13 protein-coding genes are annotated in these 15,229 nt (G+C 71.1%); 7 read left to right on the top strand and 6 right to left on the bottom strand.

The genetic code is table 11. The features are described from left to right. Positions 1-24: 24 nt before the first annotated feature. The 3 genes from D458_RS0101940 to D458_RS0101930 are packed head-to-tail and all read right to left on the bottom strand — an operon-like array spanning position 25 to position 3,263. Entirely contained in the window at positions 25-1,623 is a 1,599-nt protein-coding gene (locus D458_RS0101940; RefSeq protein ID WP_017585044.1) for an ABC transporter permease, read from the bottom strand. Further along, complete coding sequence (locus D458_RS0101935) at positions 1,620-2,549, bottom strand: ABC transporter ATP-binding protein (protein WP_017585043.1); 930 nt, start codon at positions 2,547-2,549, stop codon at positions 1,620-1,622. The genes D458_RS0101940 and D458_RS0101935 overlap by 4 nt, the downstream gene beginning before the upstream one ends. Positions 2,550-2,597: 48 nt before the next feature. After that, entirely contained in the window at positions 2,598-3,263 is a 666-nt protein-coding gene (locus tag D458_RS0101930) for a TetR/AcrR family transcriptional regulator (RefSeq protein ID WP_017585042.1), read from the bottom strand. 121 nt (positions 3,264-3,384) lie between these two features. On the opposite strand from D458_RS0101930, the gene D458_RS0101925 reads away from it, so the two are divergent. Both D458_RS0101925 and D458_RS0101920 read left to right on the top strand, forming a co-directional pair. Further along, positions 3,385-4,197, top strand: coding sequence for a carbon-nitrogen hydrolase family protein (locus D458_RS0101925; protein ID WP_017585041.1), 813 nt, complete (start codon positions 3,385-3,387; stop codon positions 4,195-4,197). 240 nt (positions 4,198-4,437) lie between these two features. After that, the gene (locus D458_RS0101920) at positions 4,438-4,680 is read left to right on the top strand and encodes a hypothetical protein (RefSeq protein WP_017585040.1); all 243 of its coding nucleotides are present in this window, start codon (positions 4,438-4,440) and stop codon (positions 4,678-4,680) included. A 258-nt stretch (positions 4,681-4,938) separates the two neighbouring features. Here D458_RS0101920 and D458_RS0101915 read toward each other — a convergent pair whose 3' ends face one another. Together D458_RS0101915 and D458_RS0101910 are read right to left on the bottom strand one after the other, a co-directional pair. Continuing rightward, entirely contained in the window at positions 4,939-6,447 is a 1,509-nt protein-coding gene (locus D458_RS0101915) for a CoA-acylating methylmalonate-semialdehyde dehydrogenase (protein WP_017585039.1), read from the bottom strand. A 25-nt stretch (positions 6,448-6,472) separates the two neighbouring features. Then, entirely contained in the window at positions 6,473-7,759 is a 1,287-nt protein-coding gene (locus D458_RS0101910; RefSeq protein ID WP_017585038.1) for an aspartate aminotransferase family protein, read from the bottom strand. A 183-nt stretch (positions 7,760-7,942) separates the two neighbouring features. Here D458_RS0101910 and D458_RS0101905 point away from each other — a divergent pair, with 183 nt between their 5' ends. Both D458_RS0101905 and D458_RS0101900 read left to right on the top strand, forming a co-directional pair. Beyond that, positions 7,943-9,547: a PucR family transcriptional regulator gene (locus tag D458_RS0101905; protein WP_017585037.1), complete on the top strand. Its 1,605-nt coding sequence runs from the start codon at positions 7,943-7,945 to the stop codon at positions 9,545-9,547. 151 nt (positions 9,548-9,698) lie between these two features. Further along, positions 9,699-10,187: an Lrp/AsnC family transcriptional regulator gene (locus tag D458_RS0101900; protein ID WP_017585036.1), complete on the top strand. Its 489-nt coding sequence runs from the start codon at positions 9,699-9,701 to the stop codon at positions 10,185-10,187. A gap of 40 nt (positions 10,188-10,227) precedes the next feature. Here D458_RS0101900 and gabT read toward each other — a convergent pair whose 3' ends face one another. After that, positions 10,228-11,562 (bottom strand): 4-aminobutyrate--2-oxoglutarate transaminase, encoded by a 1,335-nt coding sequence (gabT, locus tag D458_RS0101895; protein WP_017585035.1) that lies wholly within the window; start codon positions 11,560-11,562, stop codon positions 10,228-10,230. Between the two features lie 164 nt (positions 11,563-11,726). On the opposite strand from gabT, the gene D458_RS0101890 reads away from it, so the two are divergent. The 3 genes from D458_RS0101890 (at position 11,727) to phnC (ending at position 15,218) form a co-directional block, all read left to right on the top strand. Next, positions 11,727-13,175 (top strand): PucR family transcriptional regulator, encoded by a 1,449-nt coding sequence (locus D458_RS0101890; RefSeq protein ID WP_017585034.1) that lies wholly within the window; start codon positions 11,727-11,729, stop codon positions 13,173-13,175. 245 nt (positions 13,176-13,420) lie between these two features. Further along, positions 13,421-14,386 (top strand): phosphate/phosphite/phosphonate ABC transporter substrate-binding protein, encoded by a 966-nt coding sequence (locus D458_RS0101885; protein WP_017585033.1) that lies wholly within the window; start codon positions 13,421-13,423, stop codon positions 14,384-14,386. 43 nt (positions 14,387-14,429) lie between these two features. Next, positions 14,430-15,218, top strand: coding sequence for a phosphonate ABC transporter ATP-binding protein (gene phnC, locus D458_RS0101880; RefSeq protein ID WP_017585032.1), 789 nt, complete (start codon positions 14,430-14,432; stop codon positions 15,216-15,218). Positions 15,219-15,229: the final 11 nt, after the last annotated feature.

The raw sequence follows: 15,229 nt of genomic DNA, 5'->3' as shown, positions 1-15,229 counted from the left end.
CGGTGCGGTGGTGCCTCGGGCCGACTACGCGGTGGCCAGGTCCCGGTTGCGGAAGCCCACCAGCGACAGCGCGCCCGCCAGCAGGACCGCGCCCGAGTACAGCACGTAGGGGAGGGGCTCGAAGTCCTCCACCGGCAGGCGCGGCAGGAGCTCGAAGGCGCTGAGGTTCATCGCCCAGTCGGGGAACTCCAGCAGGCCGCCCATCACCGTGGCCAGGATGCTGTACCCCAGCCACAGCCAGAGCAGGCCGGTCAGCCGCGGTGCGGCCCCGAGTACAAGTGCCGCCAGGGCGCCGAAGACCATCGCCGCGGGCAGTTGGGCCAGGACCGCCTGCAGCAGGCGGCCGACCCACGCCCCGTCCTCCAGGACGGCGGCGGCGCCCAGACCCAGCCCGAGGCCTCCGGCGACCACGACGAACAGGGTCGAGACGGCGGCCACGGCCAGCGCGGAACCGAACAGGGCCACCCGGCCCACAGCGGCGGACAGCACCAGTTCGGTGCGGCCGGAGCTCTCCTCCGCGCGCATGCGCAGCACGGACAGTGCGCCGAAGGCGGCGGCGCCCATGATCACGTAACTGGTGACGAAGGACAGGAAGCCGCCGATCACGTCGTCGACGTCGGTGCCGAAGACCGCCTCCAGGTCCGGGTTGGTCTCGAACATTCCCTCGACCTCCGTGGCGAGGGTGCCGAAGGAGACCGCGAACAGCAGGACCGCCAGTGTCCAGGCGATGATCGAGCCGCGCTGCTGGTTCAGCTGGAGGGTGGTCACACCGCGCAGCAGCCGACCGGCCCCTGCCGGTCCGGGGCGGGCGGCGACCAGGCCGGCGCCCAGGTCGCGGCGGCCGGACAGGAGGTGGGCGGTGATCACCAGGGCCACGATGACCAGCCCGTACAGCGCGAGGGGAGCCCAGCTCAGGTCGTGGTAGGGCTGGGCCTGCTGTACCCAGGCGAACGGGGAGAACCAGGAGAGCAGGTTGCCGCCGGACTCGGCCATGTCGCCCACCACGCGGAGCATGAAGAGCACGCCCACCGCGAGGAAGGCCAGCCCCGAGGTGGAGCGTCCGTGTTCGGAGACCTGGGCGCACACGGCGGCGATCGCGCCGAAGGTGATCCCGGCCAGGGCCAGTCCCAGACCGTAGGCGAGGGAGTCCGCGACGGCCAGGTCGAAGCCGATCAACGCCAGGGCGATGACCCCGCCGATGACCAGGTTGACCAGGGCGATCGTCATCAGGGCGGCGGCCATCGGCGCTCCGCTGCCCAGCACGTTGGCGCGCAGGAGCTCGGCGCGCCCGCTCTCCTCCTCCGCCCGCGTGTGGCGGACGACGTGCAGGATGCTCATCACCGCCATGGCGATGAGCAGGGTCATGGTCATCTCGTTGACCATCATCGGGCCGAGCGTGTAGTCGTCCAACCCGTAGCCGGGGCCGCCGAAGACGATGCCGGTCGGCGTGTCCATGAGGGCGGCGCGGCCCTGGCGTTCCTCCTCGGTGGAGAACATGTCGTCCAGGACGGGGACGACGGCGGCGGTGGTTCCGGCCAGGGCCAGGGTCCACACCGACAGCCGGATCCGGTCGCGCCGCAGGACGAACCGGGAGAGCGTCCCGGCACCCGTGAAGGCGCTCATGCGCGCTCGCCTCCCTCGGTGCCGCCGTTGAGCGCGGCCAGTTCGTCCCCGTAGTGGCGCATGAACAGCTCCTCCAGGGAGGGCGGGTTGCTCACCAGGGAGCGCACCCCCAGGGAGGTGACCTGGCTCAGGACCGCTCCCATCTGCGCGTGGTCCACCGAGAACGAGATCCGGTGGCCGTCGATCTCCGGGTCGTGCACCCCGGGCAGGGCGGCGAGCGGCGCGGGGTCGTGCTCGACCTCCGCGTGCACGCTGGAGCGGGTCAGGTGGCGCAGGTCGTCCAGGGTGCCGGACTCCACGGTGCGCCCCTGCCGGATGATGGTCACGGTGTCACAGAGCTTCTCGACCTCGGACAGGATGTGGCTGGACAGCAGGACCGTGCGGCCCTCCTCCTTGATCTCGCGCACGCACTCGGTGAACACCGCTTCCATGAGCGGGTCCAGCCCGGAGGTGGGTTCGTCGAGGATGAGCAGTTCGGCGTCGGAGGCCAACGCGGCCACCAGGGCGACCTTCTGCCGGTTGCCCTTGGAGTAGGTCCGGGCCTTCTTGGTGGGGTCGAGTTCGAAGCGCTCCAGGAAGGCCTTCTTGCGCCGGGTGTCGAGTCCGCCGCGCAGGCGTCCCATCAGGTCGATGGCCTGGCCGCCGGTGAGGTTCGACCACAGGGAGACGTCCCCGGGCACGTAGGCCAGGCGCCGGTGCAGGGAGACGGCCTCCTTCCAGGGGTCGCCCCCGAGGAGCCGGACGCTGCCGGAGTCGGCGCGGAGCAGGCCGAGCAGGACGCGGATGGTGGTGGACTTGCCCGAGCCGTTCGGGCCGAGGAAGCCCGCGACCTGACCGGTGCGGACGGTGAGGTCGAGCTTGTCGAGCGCTTGGAAGCGCCCGAAGTACTTGTCGACGCCGCGGGCGTCGATGGCGGGTGCGGACATGGTGGTGTGACTCCTGCTCTGGTGGGGCTCTGCCGTCGGTCGGGGGGATCAGCGCTCCTCCTCGGGAGGGTCGCTGATGTAGACCAGGTAGCCGTCCAGCATGGTGCGGTCCACCAGCAGGCCTTCGGTGTACACCTCCAGGGCCGGGAGCACGTACTGCTCCTCCCAGTCGCGCAGGACCTGGCTGAAGTCGGGGTTCTCCGTGTCCTGCTGCATCGTGACGAGCACCAGGATCGACCCGAATCCGTTGGCCGCGAGCCAGCGGGCCCGTCGGGCCGGGTCGCGGCTGGGGCGGACGGTGCCCTCGCGCACCCCCAGCTCCAGGTAGCTCTCCACGTCGGCCACCATCGCCTCGTACAGGTGCCGGCTGAGCTCACCGCCCTCCTGCATGGCGCGGAAGAGGTAGGCCAGCAGCCCGGAGTACTTGTCGATCTCCTTCAGCGAACGGAGCATCCCGTCGGAGCTGGGGTGGCTCACCGACTCCTTCTTGATCTCGTAGACGACCTGTCTGACGTGGTCGTCGCAGACCTTGCGGAGGTTGGCCTTGCTGCCGAAGTGGTGGATGACCAGGCCGGGGGAGACCCCCGCCCGCTCCGCGATGGCGCGCACGGTGACGCCGAGGCCCTTCTCCCCGAAGCAGGCGATGGCCGCGTCGCGGATGCGTGCGCGCGTGGTGAGGTCCTCGTCAGGGGGGACCTTCCTCCTTGAACTCATGTTCAATACATTAAACGCTTGTTCAGCCTCGGAGCAAGGGGGTCTTCCCGTGCGGGCGTACACTCGGGTCACGTTCGGGGTGGCCCGCCGGGGCGGCCCCAGACCACGAGGGGGAAGTTCGATGGTGCAGGTCGCGGTCGCCCAGTTCGCGCCGGGGCAGGACAAGGCGGAGAACCAGCGTTCGGTGGCGGAGCTGACCGCCCGTGCCGCCGCAGGGGGAGCACGGGTCGTCCTGCTGCCCGAGTACACGATGTTCACCGCGCCGCGCACCGACCACCGCTACGTGGAGGCGGCCGAACCCCTGGACGGCCCGTTCCTGGCCGACGCCGCGGACACCGCCCGCCGCGAGGGCGTGTACCTGGTGCTCGGAGTGAACGAGTCCGAGGGCGAGGACGCCACCCACTTCACGAACACGCTGGTCGCGCTCTCGCCCGAGGGAAAGCGGATCGCGCTCTACCGCAAGATCCACCTCTACGACGCCTTCGGCGTGAAGGAGTCGGACGTGGTCGCCCCCGGGCCGATCGACGCACCGGAGACCTTCACCGTCGACGACGTGGTCTTCGGCCTTCAGACCTGCTACGACCTGCGTTTCCCCGAGGTGACCCGGCGGATCGCCGGCGCCGGGGCACACGTGGTGCTGCTGGCCGCGCAGTGGGTGCCCGGCCCGCTGAAGGAGGAGCACTGGCGCACGCTGGCCCGGGCGCGCGCCATCGAGAACACGGTCTACGTGGCCGCTGCGGGCCAGGCGGCCCCCACCGGCGCGGGAAACAGCATGGTGGTCGACCCCATGGGTACCGCGCTCGTGTCCCTGGGCGAGCAGACCTTCGAGGTGGCCTCCGCCGAGGTTTCGGCCGCGCGCGTGGAGGCGGTGCGTGTCACGAACCCGGCGCTGTCGCTCCGCCGTTTCGAGGTCACCCCGCGCTCCGAGGGCTGAGGCCTGCCCCGGCGTCGGTTGGTACATATCCGGCGCTCTGCATGAAAAACCAACCCTGGGCTGGGGTCTTCCCAGGGTTCGTCACTTAGGGTTATGATTTCCATGCACGGAGTGATTTAGATCGGTCCGGACCCTTCCAGGCGCCGAGAGCTTCTGATTCAATTAAGAGCCGGTAACTATCGGCCCGCCAGACTGTCCTAAACCACGGGGGGAGCAAGGACATTGCGCGGAACGAGCACGATGTGCGAACCAGACACGAAGCCTGACGCCACATCCGAGATCTACGTCTACGACCCGAGCTGGCTGAGCGGGGCGCAGCGCATGGGGGATGCCTGCGTCGTCTGCCACACCAAGTGGCCCCGGCCCCGCCGGGCCCTGGGTGAGCTGCCGGACGGTAGCCACGTGTACGGATGTGACGAGTGCGCGGGGATCATCGGCCACCAGCCGGTCTCCGCGGGTGAACCGCTGATCGCGGCACGCTAGTCGAGGACGGCTGCCGAGACCGCTGAAGACGGTCGCGCTCCGGGTCCAGGGGGAGTCATGCGGACCCGGAGCGCTTCCGTTGACGCACCCGCTTCCATGGGGAGGAGGGGAAATGAGCGCGTCTATCCAGGATGGTCTCTCGTGACACGTGGCCCACGGCCACACCCCGTGAGGGGCGTCGGTGAACAACGATACTCCGTGTTGCCCGCCGCAGACCGTCAGTGAGAGACATCCATCCGTTATTTCGGTGAAATCGCGTCAGCCGTTGGTCGGGAAGCCCAGGTTGACGCCGCCTTCGGGCCGTTTGCCCGGGTCGGTCCAGCGGGCCGTGACCGCCTTCGTGCGGGTGTAGAAGTGAACACCCTCCGTGCCGTGCGCGTGGGAGTCACCGAACAGCGACTGCTTCCAGCCGCCGAACGAGTAGTAGGCCATCGGCACCGGGATGGGCACGTTGATGCCCACCATGCCCACCTCGATCTCGTTCTGGAAGCGCCGGGCCGCGCCCCCGTCGTTGGTGAAGATCGCGGTCCCGTTGCCGTACGGGTTGTCGTTGACCAGCTTGACCGCCTCGTCGTAGTCGTCGACACGGAGCACGCTCAGCACGGGACCGAAGATCTCCTCCCGGTAGCAGGACATCTGCGGGCCGACGTGGTCCAGGACCGAGGGTCCCAGCCAGAACCCGTCCGAGTCACCGCCCAGGACCGGGTGGACCCGGCCGTCGATCGCCAGGGTCGCGCCCTCGCGCACCCCCGACTCCAGGTACGAGGCCACCTTGTCGCGGTGCTCGCGGGTCACCAGCGGACCCATCTCGCTGCGCTCGTCGTCGCCCGGGCCGACCCGCAGCCGCGAGACGCGCTCCCTGATCCGCTCCAGGAGGTCGTCGGCGACCGAGTCCACCACCGCCACCGCGGAGATGGCCATGCACCGCTCGCCCGCCGACCCGAACCCGGCCGAGACCGCGGAGTCCGCCGCCAGGTCCAGGTCGGCGTCGGGCAGGACGACCATGTGGTTCTTGGCCCCGCCCAGCGCCTGCACGCGCTTGCCGTGCTCGGCGGCGGTCCGGTAGATGTAGCGCGCGATCGGCGTGGAGCCGACGAAGCTGACGGCCGCCACGTCCGGGTGCTCCAGGATCGCGTCCACCGCGGCCTTGTCCCCGTGCACCACGTTGAACACCCCGTCGGGCAGCCCGGCCTCGGCCCACAGCTCGCCCAGGAGCACCGCCGCCGACGGGTCCTTCTCGCTGGGCTTGAGCACGAACGTGTTGCCGCAGGCGATCGCCACCGGGAACATCCACATCGGGACCATCGCCGGGAAGTTGAACGGCGTGATGCCGCTGACCACACCGAGCGGCTGGAGGATCGAGTAGGAGTCCACCCCGGTGGAGACGTTCTCGGAGTAACCGCCCTTGAGCAGGTGGGGGATGCCGCAGGCGAAGTCCACGACCTCCAGGCCCCGGGCCACCTCGCCCTGGGCGTCGGAGAAGACCTTGCCGTGCTCGGCGCTGACGATCGCGGCCAGCCGGTCGCTGTTGGCGCGCAGCAGCTCACGGAACCGGAACAGCGTCTGCACGCGCTTGGACAGCGAGGTGTCCCGCCATCCGGGGAAGGCCTCCCTGGCCGCCGCCACCGCGGCGTCGACCTCCTCGGGGCCGGCGAGGTCCACCGTCCCGGCGACCCGGCCGGACGCGGGGTTGTAGATGTCTCCGGTCCGTTTGGCGGGCCCGTCGTGGGCACCGCCGCCGATCCAGTGGGTGACGTGCTTGCTCATGCTTCCTCTTCCAGGTGGGGTGGGATCAGGCCTCGGCGGCGACCGCGCGCACGGCGTCCAGCAGGATGTCGCGGCCCTCGGCGGCCTCCTCGGCCGACAGGGTCAGCGGCGGGGCCATGCGCAGCACGTTGCCGTGCACGCCGCCCTTGCCCACCAGCAGGCCGCGCTCGCGTGCGGCCTCCAGGACCCTGCCCGCCAGCGCCGGGGACGGGGCGCCGGTCGCCGGGTCGGCCATCTCGATCGCGAACATCAGGCCCTTGCCGCGCACGTCCTTCACGCACTCCAGCTCGCGCAGCGCACGCAGGCCCTCGATGACGGTGGCGCCCTGGCGCAGCGCGTTGCCCTGGAGGTCGTGCTCCAGCACGTAGTCGAGGGTGGCTCCGGCCGCGGCCATGGAGACCGGGTTGCCGCCGAAGGTGGCCACCCCCAGCGCCTTGAGGCCGTCCATCAGGTCGCCGCGCGCCACGACACCGCCCACCGCGAAACCGTTGCCGAGCCCCTTGGCGAAGGTCATGGCGTCCGGGGTCACCCCGTGGTTGCCGATGCCGAAGAAGCTGGTTCCGGTCCGGCCCCAGCCGGTCTGCACCTCGTCGGAGACGAACAGGATGCCGTGCTCGTCGAGGACCTCCTTGTAGGCGGCGTAGAGGCCGTCCGGCGGCATCGCGAACCCGCCCACGCCCTGGATCGGCTCGGCGATCAGGCAGGCCACGCCGGGCGCGGCGGTGTCCAGGACCTCGCGCAGGTCGGCCACGCAGACGTCGATGTACTCCTGCTCGGTCAGGCTCCGGAACGCGGGGGAGGCGTGGTCGGTGCCGTGCAGGTAGTGCACGTTGAGCGGCGACAGCGAGGAGTTCTTCCACGCCCGGTTCCCGGTCACCGCGACGGTGCCGAAGGAGCGCCCGTGGTAGCTGCCGCGCACGGCCAGGACCTCGTCGCTGCCGCGCGCGTGGGTGGCCAGCAGCAGGGCGGTCTCGTTGGCCTCGGTGCCGGAGTTGGTGAAGAACACCTTGGCGTCGGGGATCCCGGACAGCCGGGCGATCTTCTCGGCCAGCTCCACCTGGGAGCGGATGAGGTACAGGGTGGAGGTGTGCACGACGCCCTTGGCGATCTGGCGCTCCACCGCCTCGCGCACCTCGGCGACGTCGTAACCGAGCATGTTGGTCACGATGCCGGTGAAGAAGTCCAGGTAGGTGTTGCCTTCGGCGTCCGTGACACGGACGCCCTTGCCGCTGACGATCTCCAGCGGGGACTCGTAGTACAGGGGCAGCCAGGAGGGCATGACCGCGCGGTGGCGCGAGAGAAGTTCCGACATGCCCCCAGTCTCCCCAGCGCCGGGGGGCTTGGCCAGAATCAGCATGTTGACAACATGCTGGGTGGCTTTACAACATGTAAGGCCGCCGACGGGGGCCGGACCCGGTGCTCACAGCTCTGGGGGGAAGTGCACTGTGTAAAGAAGTTTGCCCGTCTGCCTGACAGAACGTCCTAGACTGTCGCTGTGCTTCCCACCCTTGCCGAGGTCCTCCAGCTCCCCGCTCTCCAGAAGGCCCGGCCCCGTGTGGTGGCCGGATCCGAGTACCTGGACGTGGCCGTCCGCTGGGTCCACATCGCCGAGGTCACCGACCTCGCCCACCTCCTGCGCGGCGGCGAGCTCGTACTCAGTACCGGCATCGCCATGCCCGACGACCCCGCCGCCCTGCGCCGCTACATCGAGGACATCGCCGACGCCGGGGTCAGCGGGATCGCTGTCGAACTCGGCCGCAAGTACCACGCCGAACTCCCCAAGGCCTTCCTCGAGGCCGCCACCGACGCCCGGATCCCCGTCATCCTGCTCGACCGCGAGGCGCGCTTCGTCGAGATCACCGAGGCCGTGCACATCCGGGTGGTCAACGAGCAGCTGGAGGAGCTGCGCGAGTCCGAGAAGCTCCACTCGGTCTTCACCCAGCTCTCCGTGGAGGGGGCCGACGCCGGGCAGATCCTGCACGAGGTGGCCCAGATCTCCGGCTGCCCGGTCGTGCTGGAGAACCTCACCCACCAGGTCCTGGCCTGCGACCTCAACGGCGAGGACCCCGGCACCCTGCTGACCTCCTGGGAGAGCCGCTCGCGGTCGGTGCGCACCGGCACCCGGACCGTGCACGCGCCCGCCACCGGCTGGCTGGTCACCACGGTCGGCGCCCGGGGCCAGGACTGGGGCCGGCTGATCCTCATCACCGGGGCCGCGCCCACCGCCCGCCAGACCATGCTCATCGAGCGCGCGGCCACCACCCTCGCCCTGGGACGCCTGCTGGAACGCCACCAGGAGAGCCTGGAGCGCCAGACCCACCGCACGATCATCGCGGGCATCATCGACCGCGCCTACTCCGACCCGGAGGAGGCCCTGGTCCGGGCCCGCGCGGTCGGGGTGCCCCTGAACGGCCGCGAACTGGTCGGACTGGTCCTGCGCCTGCGCGAGAGCGGAACCGGGCTGGCCGCCCAGGCCCGCCTGTCCGACACCGCCGAGGGCGCCGCCCGCGCCTGCCGCGAACTCCGCCTGTCCGCCCTGGTGGGTTCCCTGGACGACCTGCGCGTCGGCATCCTGCTGGCCCTGCCGAACAAACAGCGCCTGGACGCCACACTGCACCTGCTCGCGGACCGGGTGCGGGGCACCGTCGGAGACGCGGCCGTGCTCGCGGTGGGCTCGTCGGCCGACGGCATCCGCGAGGTGCGCCGGTCCTTCCTCGAAGCCCGCCAGGTGGGTGACGTGGCGATCAAGCAGAGCGACCGGCGTCCCTTCTACCGGCTGCCCGACCTGCACCTGCGCGGCCTGCTGCACCTGTTCCGCGACGACGAGCGCCTCCAGACCTACGTGGAGCGCGAACTCGGCCCGCTCCTGGACCACGACGCCCGGCACGGCGGGGACCTCACCGACATGCTGCGCCACTACCTCGGCGCGGGGCGCAACAAGGCGCTGGCCGCGGGCCGGGCGCACCTGTCCAGGCCCGCCTTCTACGAACGGCTGCGCCGGATCTCCAACGTGCTCGACACCGACCTGGAGTCGGTGGAGACGTGCCTGTCACTGCACGTGGCCCTGCTGTCGCTGGACTCGGTCCGGGACAAGCGCTGAGAGCCGCCCCGGAGCGGCACCGAGGCGCCGCAACCGTGCAGTACCTTGGATTCCGTTGTGTCGTGATGCTGGAACAATGAATTCCTGCAGCCGAAGCGTCGGAAAAAAGCTGTAACCGAATCAAGCACCGTCGGTAACACACGGAGGACCTGTGACCGAACAGCCCGACCCCGGTCCCGCGCGACGGGTCAACGGGGTGGTGTTGGACGATACGGCCAAACGCATCATCGAGGTCCTCCAGCAGGACGGACGCCTCTCCTACGCGGCCATCGGCAAGACCGTCGGCCTGTCCGAGGCCGCGGTGCGCCAGCGCGTCCAGCGCCTCCTGGAGTCCGGCGTGGTCCAGGTCGTGGGCGTCACCGACCCCATGACGCTGGGCTTCAACCGCCAGGCGATGATCGGCGTGCGGACCTCGGGCGACCTCAACGCCGCCGCCGACGCCGTCTCGGAACTGGACGGGGTGGAGTACGTGGTGATCACCGCGGGCTCCTTCGACCTCATGGTCGAGGTCGTCGCCGAGGACGACGCCCGGCTGCTGGACATCCTCGCCGCCATCCGGGCCGTGGAATCGGTGGACAGCACCGAGACCTTCCTCTACCTCAAGCTGCGCAAGCAGACCTACGCCTGGGGAACCCGGTGACGTCCCGTGGGCTGGAACGTCACCGGGGACCTGAGGGGGCCTACAGGCCGGCCAGGGCCTCCTCGAGGATGTTCAGGCCCTCGTTGAGCAGGTCGTCGCCGATGACCAGCGGCGGCAGCATCCGGATGACGTTGCCGTAGGTGCCCGCGCTCAGCAGGATCAGGCCGCGCGCGTGGCAGTGCTTCAGCACCTGGGCCACGGCCTCCGGGTTCGGCTCCTTGCCGTCCTTGACCAGCTCGATCGCGACCATCGCGCCGCGGCCGCGCACGTCGCCGACCACGTCGAACTTGTCGGCGAAGGCGTTCAGGCGGTCGAGCATGAGCTCGCCGATCCCGCGGGCGCGGCCGGTCAGGTCGTCGGACTCGATGGCCTCCAGCGCGGCCAGGGCGGCGGCGCAGGCGGCCGGGTTGCCGCCGTAGGTGCCGCCCAGGCCGCCGCCGTGCACGGCGTCCATGAGCTCGGCGCGGCCGGTCACCGCGGCCAGCGGCAGGCCGCCCGCGATGCCCTTGGCGGTGGTGATCAGGTCGGGCACGATGCCCTCGTGGTCACAGGCGAACATGTCGCCGGTGCGCGCGAAACCGGTCTGCACCTCGTCGGCGACGAACACGATCCCGTTGGCGCGGCAGAACTCCACCAGGGCGGTCAGGAACCCGGGGGCGGGCTCGATGAAGCCGCCCTCGCCCTGGATGGGCTCGATGACCATCGCGGCCACGTTCTCGGCGCCGACCTGCTTGGTGATCTGGTCGATCGCCGCGGCCGCCGCCTCGGGGCCGCAGTTCTCCGGGCCGGTGGGCCAGCGGTAGGCGTACGCCATCGGCATGCGGTGGATCTCGCCCGCGAACGGCCCGAAGCCGTGCTTGTAGGGCATGTTCTTCGCGGTCAGGCCCATGGTGAGGTTCGTGCGGCCGTGGTAGGCGTGGTCGAACACCACGACGGCCTGGCGCCCGGTGGCGCTGCGGGCGATCTTGACGGCGTTCTCGACCGCCTCCGCGCCCGAGTTCAGCAGGATGGAGCGCTTCTCGTGGTCGCCCGGGGTGACCCGGTTGAGCGCCTCGCAGACGTCCACGTACGCCTCGTACGGGTTGACCATGAAGCAGGTGTGGGTGAAGCGGCCCAGCTGCTCGGCGGCGCGCTCGACCACGCGGGGGTCGGCGTTGCCGACGTTGGTCACGGCGATACCGGAGCCGAAGTCGATCAGGGAGTTGCCGTCGACGTCCTCGACGATGCCGCCGCCCGCGCGCTCCACGTACACGGGCAGCACGCTGCCCACGCCCTGGGCGACAGCCGACGAACGGCGCTTCTGGATCTCGCGGGACTTGGGGCCGGGGATCTCGGTGACGATCCGGCGGGACTGGACGACCTCGGTCGCGGCCATGCGGCTGCCTCCTTGTAAGGGGTGGTGGTGCGGGGGTGCGGACCCGCAAGACACTAAGGCGCGCCGAACCGGACACCCATGGACACAGTGGATAATCGAGTGAGTGTCCTGTGCCATTGCGTCAGGGCCACAGGAGCACGGGGGAGAGCTACGGGGGGATACCGATGCCGCCGACACTGGGGGCGCTGCTGCGCACGCCGAGTCTGCGTCTGCGGCTGCTCACCGGACAGGACCGCACACACCGGCAGGTGGAGTGGGTCGCGGTCAGCGAGCTCGCCGATCCCACCCCCTACCTCGCCGGGGGAGAGCTGGTGCTCACCACCGGGGTGCGCTGGGTCGAGCGCCTGCCCGACCTGCGCGCCTACGTGCGCCGCCTGGCCGAGCGCGACATCGCCGGGATCGGTTTCGGGGCCGCGGTCAACTTCGACCGGACCCCCGAGGAGCTGCGCGCGGCCGCCGAGGAGTTCGGGGTCGCCCTGGTCGAGGTCGGCCGCGAGACCCCCTTCATGGCGGTCGGCAAGGAGGTCTCCCGGCTGCTCGCCAAGGAGGAGTACGAAGGTCTCAGCCGGGCCTTCACCGCCCAGCGCGAACTCACCCGGGCCGCGCTGACCGGCGCGCCCGCGGTGGTGGACCGGCTCGCCCGCGAACTGGGCGGGTGGGTCCTGCTGCTCTCACCCGACGGCACGGTCCGGCACGCCGCCCCCTCCTCGGCCGCCGTGCGCGCGCCCGGGCTGGCCGCCGAACTCTCCCGGCTGCGTGCCGCGGGCCCCCGCGCCAGCGTCTCCGTCGCCTCCGCGGGCGACCGCGTCTCCGTGCAGCCCCTGACCACGGGCGGCCGGGCCCGCGGCTTCCTCGCGATCGGCGGGGTGCGGGTGTCCGGATCCGACGACCGCACCCTGGTCAACGCGGCCGTGTCACTGCTCTCCCTCGAACTCGAGCGGTCCTCCCCGGGCCGGGGCTCCCGGGTCCGGGCGGGCGTGCTCTCGGCGCTGCTGGACGGCGCCCTGGACCCCCTGCACCCGGGCGCGGCCGCCCTGCGGACGGTGCTGCCCGCCGAACCCGTGGTGGTGGCCGTCGCCGAGGGCGCCGACCCGGACGGGCCCCTGCCCGAGGGGGTCCTGGTGACCGCACACGAGGGGCGCACGGTGGTGCTGGCCGCCGCCGACACCGAGGAGAGCGTGTTCGGCGAGCTCCTGGCCGGCCCCGTCGGGCTGAGCGCCCCGGTCGGCTACACGGACCTGGCCGCCGCCCGCTCCCAGGCCGAGCGCGCCAGGGCGGCGTCCGCGGAGGACGGCGACCCCCTCCGGCGCTTCGACCAGCTTCCGGGCGGCCTGCTCGGCCTGCTGGACACCCCTGCCGGGGCCCGGATGGCCGACGACCTCCTCGCCCCGATCGACGAACAGCGCGCCGCGCCCGAACTCCTCGCCTCGCTGCGCGCCTACCTCGCCGCCTCGGGGCGCTGGGACGCCGCCGCCGAACAGCTGGGCGTGCACCGGCACACCCTGCGCTACCGCATGCGGCGGATCCGGGAGCTGCTCCCCGGGAACCTGGACGACCCCGACCACCGCACCGAACTGTGGATCGCGCTCCGCGTGCGCGAAGGCCGCTCCTGACACACCCCCTGACCTGCCCGCGCCCCGGAAAGCCCGGTCCTCTGACGCACCGTCGCCGGGTTGTGACGCCTCGGTGACCTTCCGGTCACGCTCCCACCGGGGGGCGCACCAAGACGCCGCTGCCCGTTCGGTGCCCGGTCACCTTGCCGTCGGTTGCCGACAGTCACGGGTCTGCACAGTGGGAGACGTCCCGATGAGTGAGATGTCCGCTTTTGGGCGGACCGTCTTGAGGAGTCCCCCGAACCATGCAGACCAGATTCGGCCGCACTACCGGCGCCTTCGCCGCCGCGGCCTCCGCCCTCGCCCTCCTCGCCGCCTGCGGGCCGAGCGCCGACGAGGCCGCCGAGGCCGACGCCTCGGAGAGCGGGGAGGGGCTCACCCCCGACACCCTGATCATCGGCGCGGTCCCCGCCGAGGAGGCCACCGGGCTGGAGAACAGCTACGAGCCGGTCATCGAGATGCTCAAGGACGAGACCGGGCTGGAGGTGGAGTTCCAGACCGCGACCGACTACGCGGCGGTCATCGAGGGCCAGCGCAGCGGCCAGATCCACATCGCCCAGTACGGCCCCTTCTCCTACTACATCGCCAAGAACACCGGCTCGGACATCAGCGTCGCCGGCGCCATGATCCAGGAGAAGGACGAGCCGCCCGGCTACGTCTCCTACGGTGTCGTCCCGGCCGACTCCGACATCGAGAGCATCGACGACTTCGCCGGCAAGCACCTGTGCTTCGTCGACCCCAACTCCGCCTCCGGCTACCTGTACCCGCTGGCCGGGCTGCTGGAGGCCGGGATCGACGAGGGCGACTGGGACGAGACCTTCGCGGGCGGCCACGACGCCTCGGCGATCGCGGTCGCGGCGGGCGAGTGCGAGGCGGGCTTCGCCTTCGACTCGATGGTGGACGAGACCCTCGTCGACAACGGCTCCGTCGAGGAGGGCGACCTGCGCGTGGTCTGGGAGTCCGAGACCATCACCAGCTCCCCGATCACCGTCTACAACGGCCTCGACCAGGAGCTCTTCGACACGGTGATGACGGCCCTGCAGGAGAAGGGCAACCAGGACTACCTCATCGCGAACGGCTACTGCGAGGAGGGCGACTGCGACCTCACCGACGAGCGGATCTGGGGCTGGGAGTCGGTCCCGGAGGACTTCTACGCCCCGCTCGACGTCGTCTGCGAGGCCACTCAGTCCCCGCAGTGCAGCGACAGCTGATCCCCGCCCCGACCGTTTCCCTCCACTGACCACGAGGAGCAGTGTGGACACCGCACCCCGGCCCCGTCCCGCCGTCCGCTTCGACAACGTCACCAAACGCTTCGGTGACACCGTAGCCCTGGACGGGGTGTCGGTGACCGCGAACACCGGCGAGGTACTCGTCCTGCTGGGCCTGTCCGGGTCGGGCAAGTCCACGCTGCTCCGCCACGTCGACGGCCTCCAGATGCCGACATCCGGCGGGGTCGAGGTCCTGGGCGTCGACGTGCCCGGCGCCCGGGGCCGCGAGCTGCGCGCGCTCCGGCGCCGGATCGGCTTCGTCTTCCAGCAGTTCCACCTGGTGGGCTCGCTGACCGTGCTGGAGAACGTCTGCACCGGCGCGCTGGGCCGCATGCGCGGGCCGCGGCTGGGACTGCCGACCTATCCGCGCGCTGTCCGGGAGGAGGCCCTGGCCCAGCTCGACCGCGTCGGCCTGGCCGACCGCGCCTTCCAGCGGGCGGACACGCTCTCCGGCGGCCAGCAGCAGCGTGTCGCCATCGCGCGGGCCATGCTCCAGCACCCGGAGGTGCTCCTCGCCGACGAGCCGGTCGCCTCCCTGGACCCCGAGTCGGCGCACCAGGTCATGGAACTGATCCGCGAGGTCGCCGCCGAGGAGAACCTCACCGTGCTGTGCAGCCTGCACCAGGTCGACCTCGCGCTCTCCTGGGGCGACCGGATCGTCGGTCTGCGCACGGGTCGGGTGGTCATGGACAGCCCGGTCTCCGAGCTCGGCCGTGACGAGGCGATGGCCGTCTACGCCAGGGTCGGTTCCGCCGCGCCCCTGACAACCGCCTGACAGGGGGAGCG

Source organism: Nocardiopsis ganjiahuensis DSM 45031, assembly GCF_000341085.1.
Classification (GTDB): domain Bacteria; phylum Actinomycetota; class Actinomycetes; order Streptosporangiales; family Streptosporangiaceae; genus Nocardiopsis; species Nocardiopsis ganjiahuensis.
This window is presented reverse-complemented; position numbering and strand designations above follow the sequence as displayed.

Bases quoted from the DNA above. Each gene is read 5' to 3' on its own strand.
- D458_RS0101940 (WP_017585044.1), bottom strand. From the start codon at position 1,623: ATGAGCGCCTTCACGGGTGCCGGGACGCTCTCCCGGTTCGTCCTGCGG.
- D458_RS0101935 (WP_017585043.1), bottom strand. From the start codon at position 2,549: ATGTCCGCACCCGCCATCGACGCCCGCGGCGTCGACAAGTACTTCGGG.
- D458_RS0101930 (WP_017585042.1), bottom strand. From the start codon at position 3,263: ATGAGTTCAAGGAGGAAGGTCCCCCCTGACGAGGACCTCACCACGCGC.
- D458_RS0101925 (WP_017585041.1), top strand. From the start codon at position 3,385: ATGGTGCAGGTCGCGGTCGCCCAGTTCGCGCCGGGGCAGGACAAGGCG.
- D458_RS0101920 (WP_017585040.1), top strand. From the start codon at position 4,438: ATGTGCGAACCAGACACGAAGCCTGACGCCACATCCGAGATCTACGTC.
- D458_RS0101915 (WP_017585039.1), bottom strand. From the start codon at position 6,447: ATGAGCAAGCACGTCACCCACTGGATCGGCGGCGGTGCCCACGACGGG.
- D458_RS0101910 (WP_017585038.1), bottom strand. From the start codon at position 7,759: ATGTCGGAACTTCTCTCGCGCCACCGCGCGGTCATGCCCTCCTGGCTG.
- gabT (WP_017585035.1), bottom strand. From the start codon at position 11,562: ATGGCCGCGACCGAGGTCGTCCAGTCCCGCCGGATCGTCACCGAGATC.
- D458_RS0101890 (WP_017585034.1), top strand. From the start codon at position 11,727: ATGCCGCCGACACTGGGGGCGCTGCTGCGCACGCCGAGTCTGCGTCTG.
- D458_RS0101885 (WP_017585033.1), top strand. From the start codon at position 13,421: ATGCAGACCAGATTCGGCCGCACTACCGGCGCCTTCGCCGCCGCGGCC.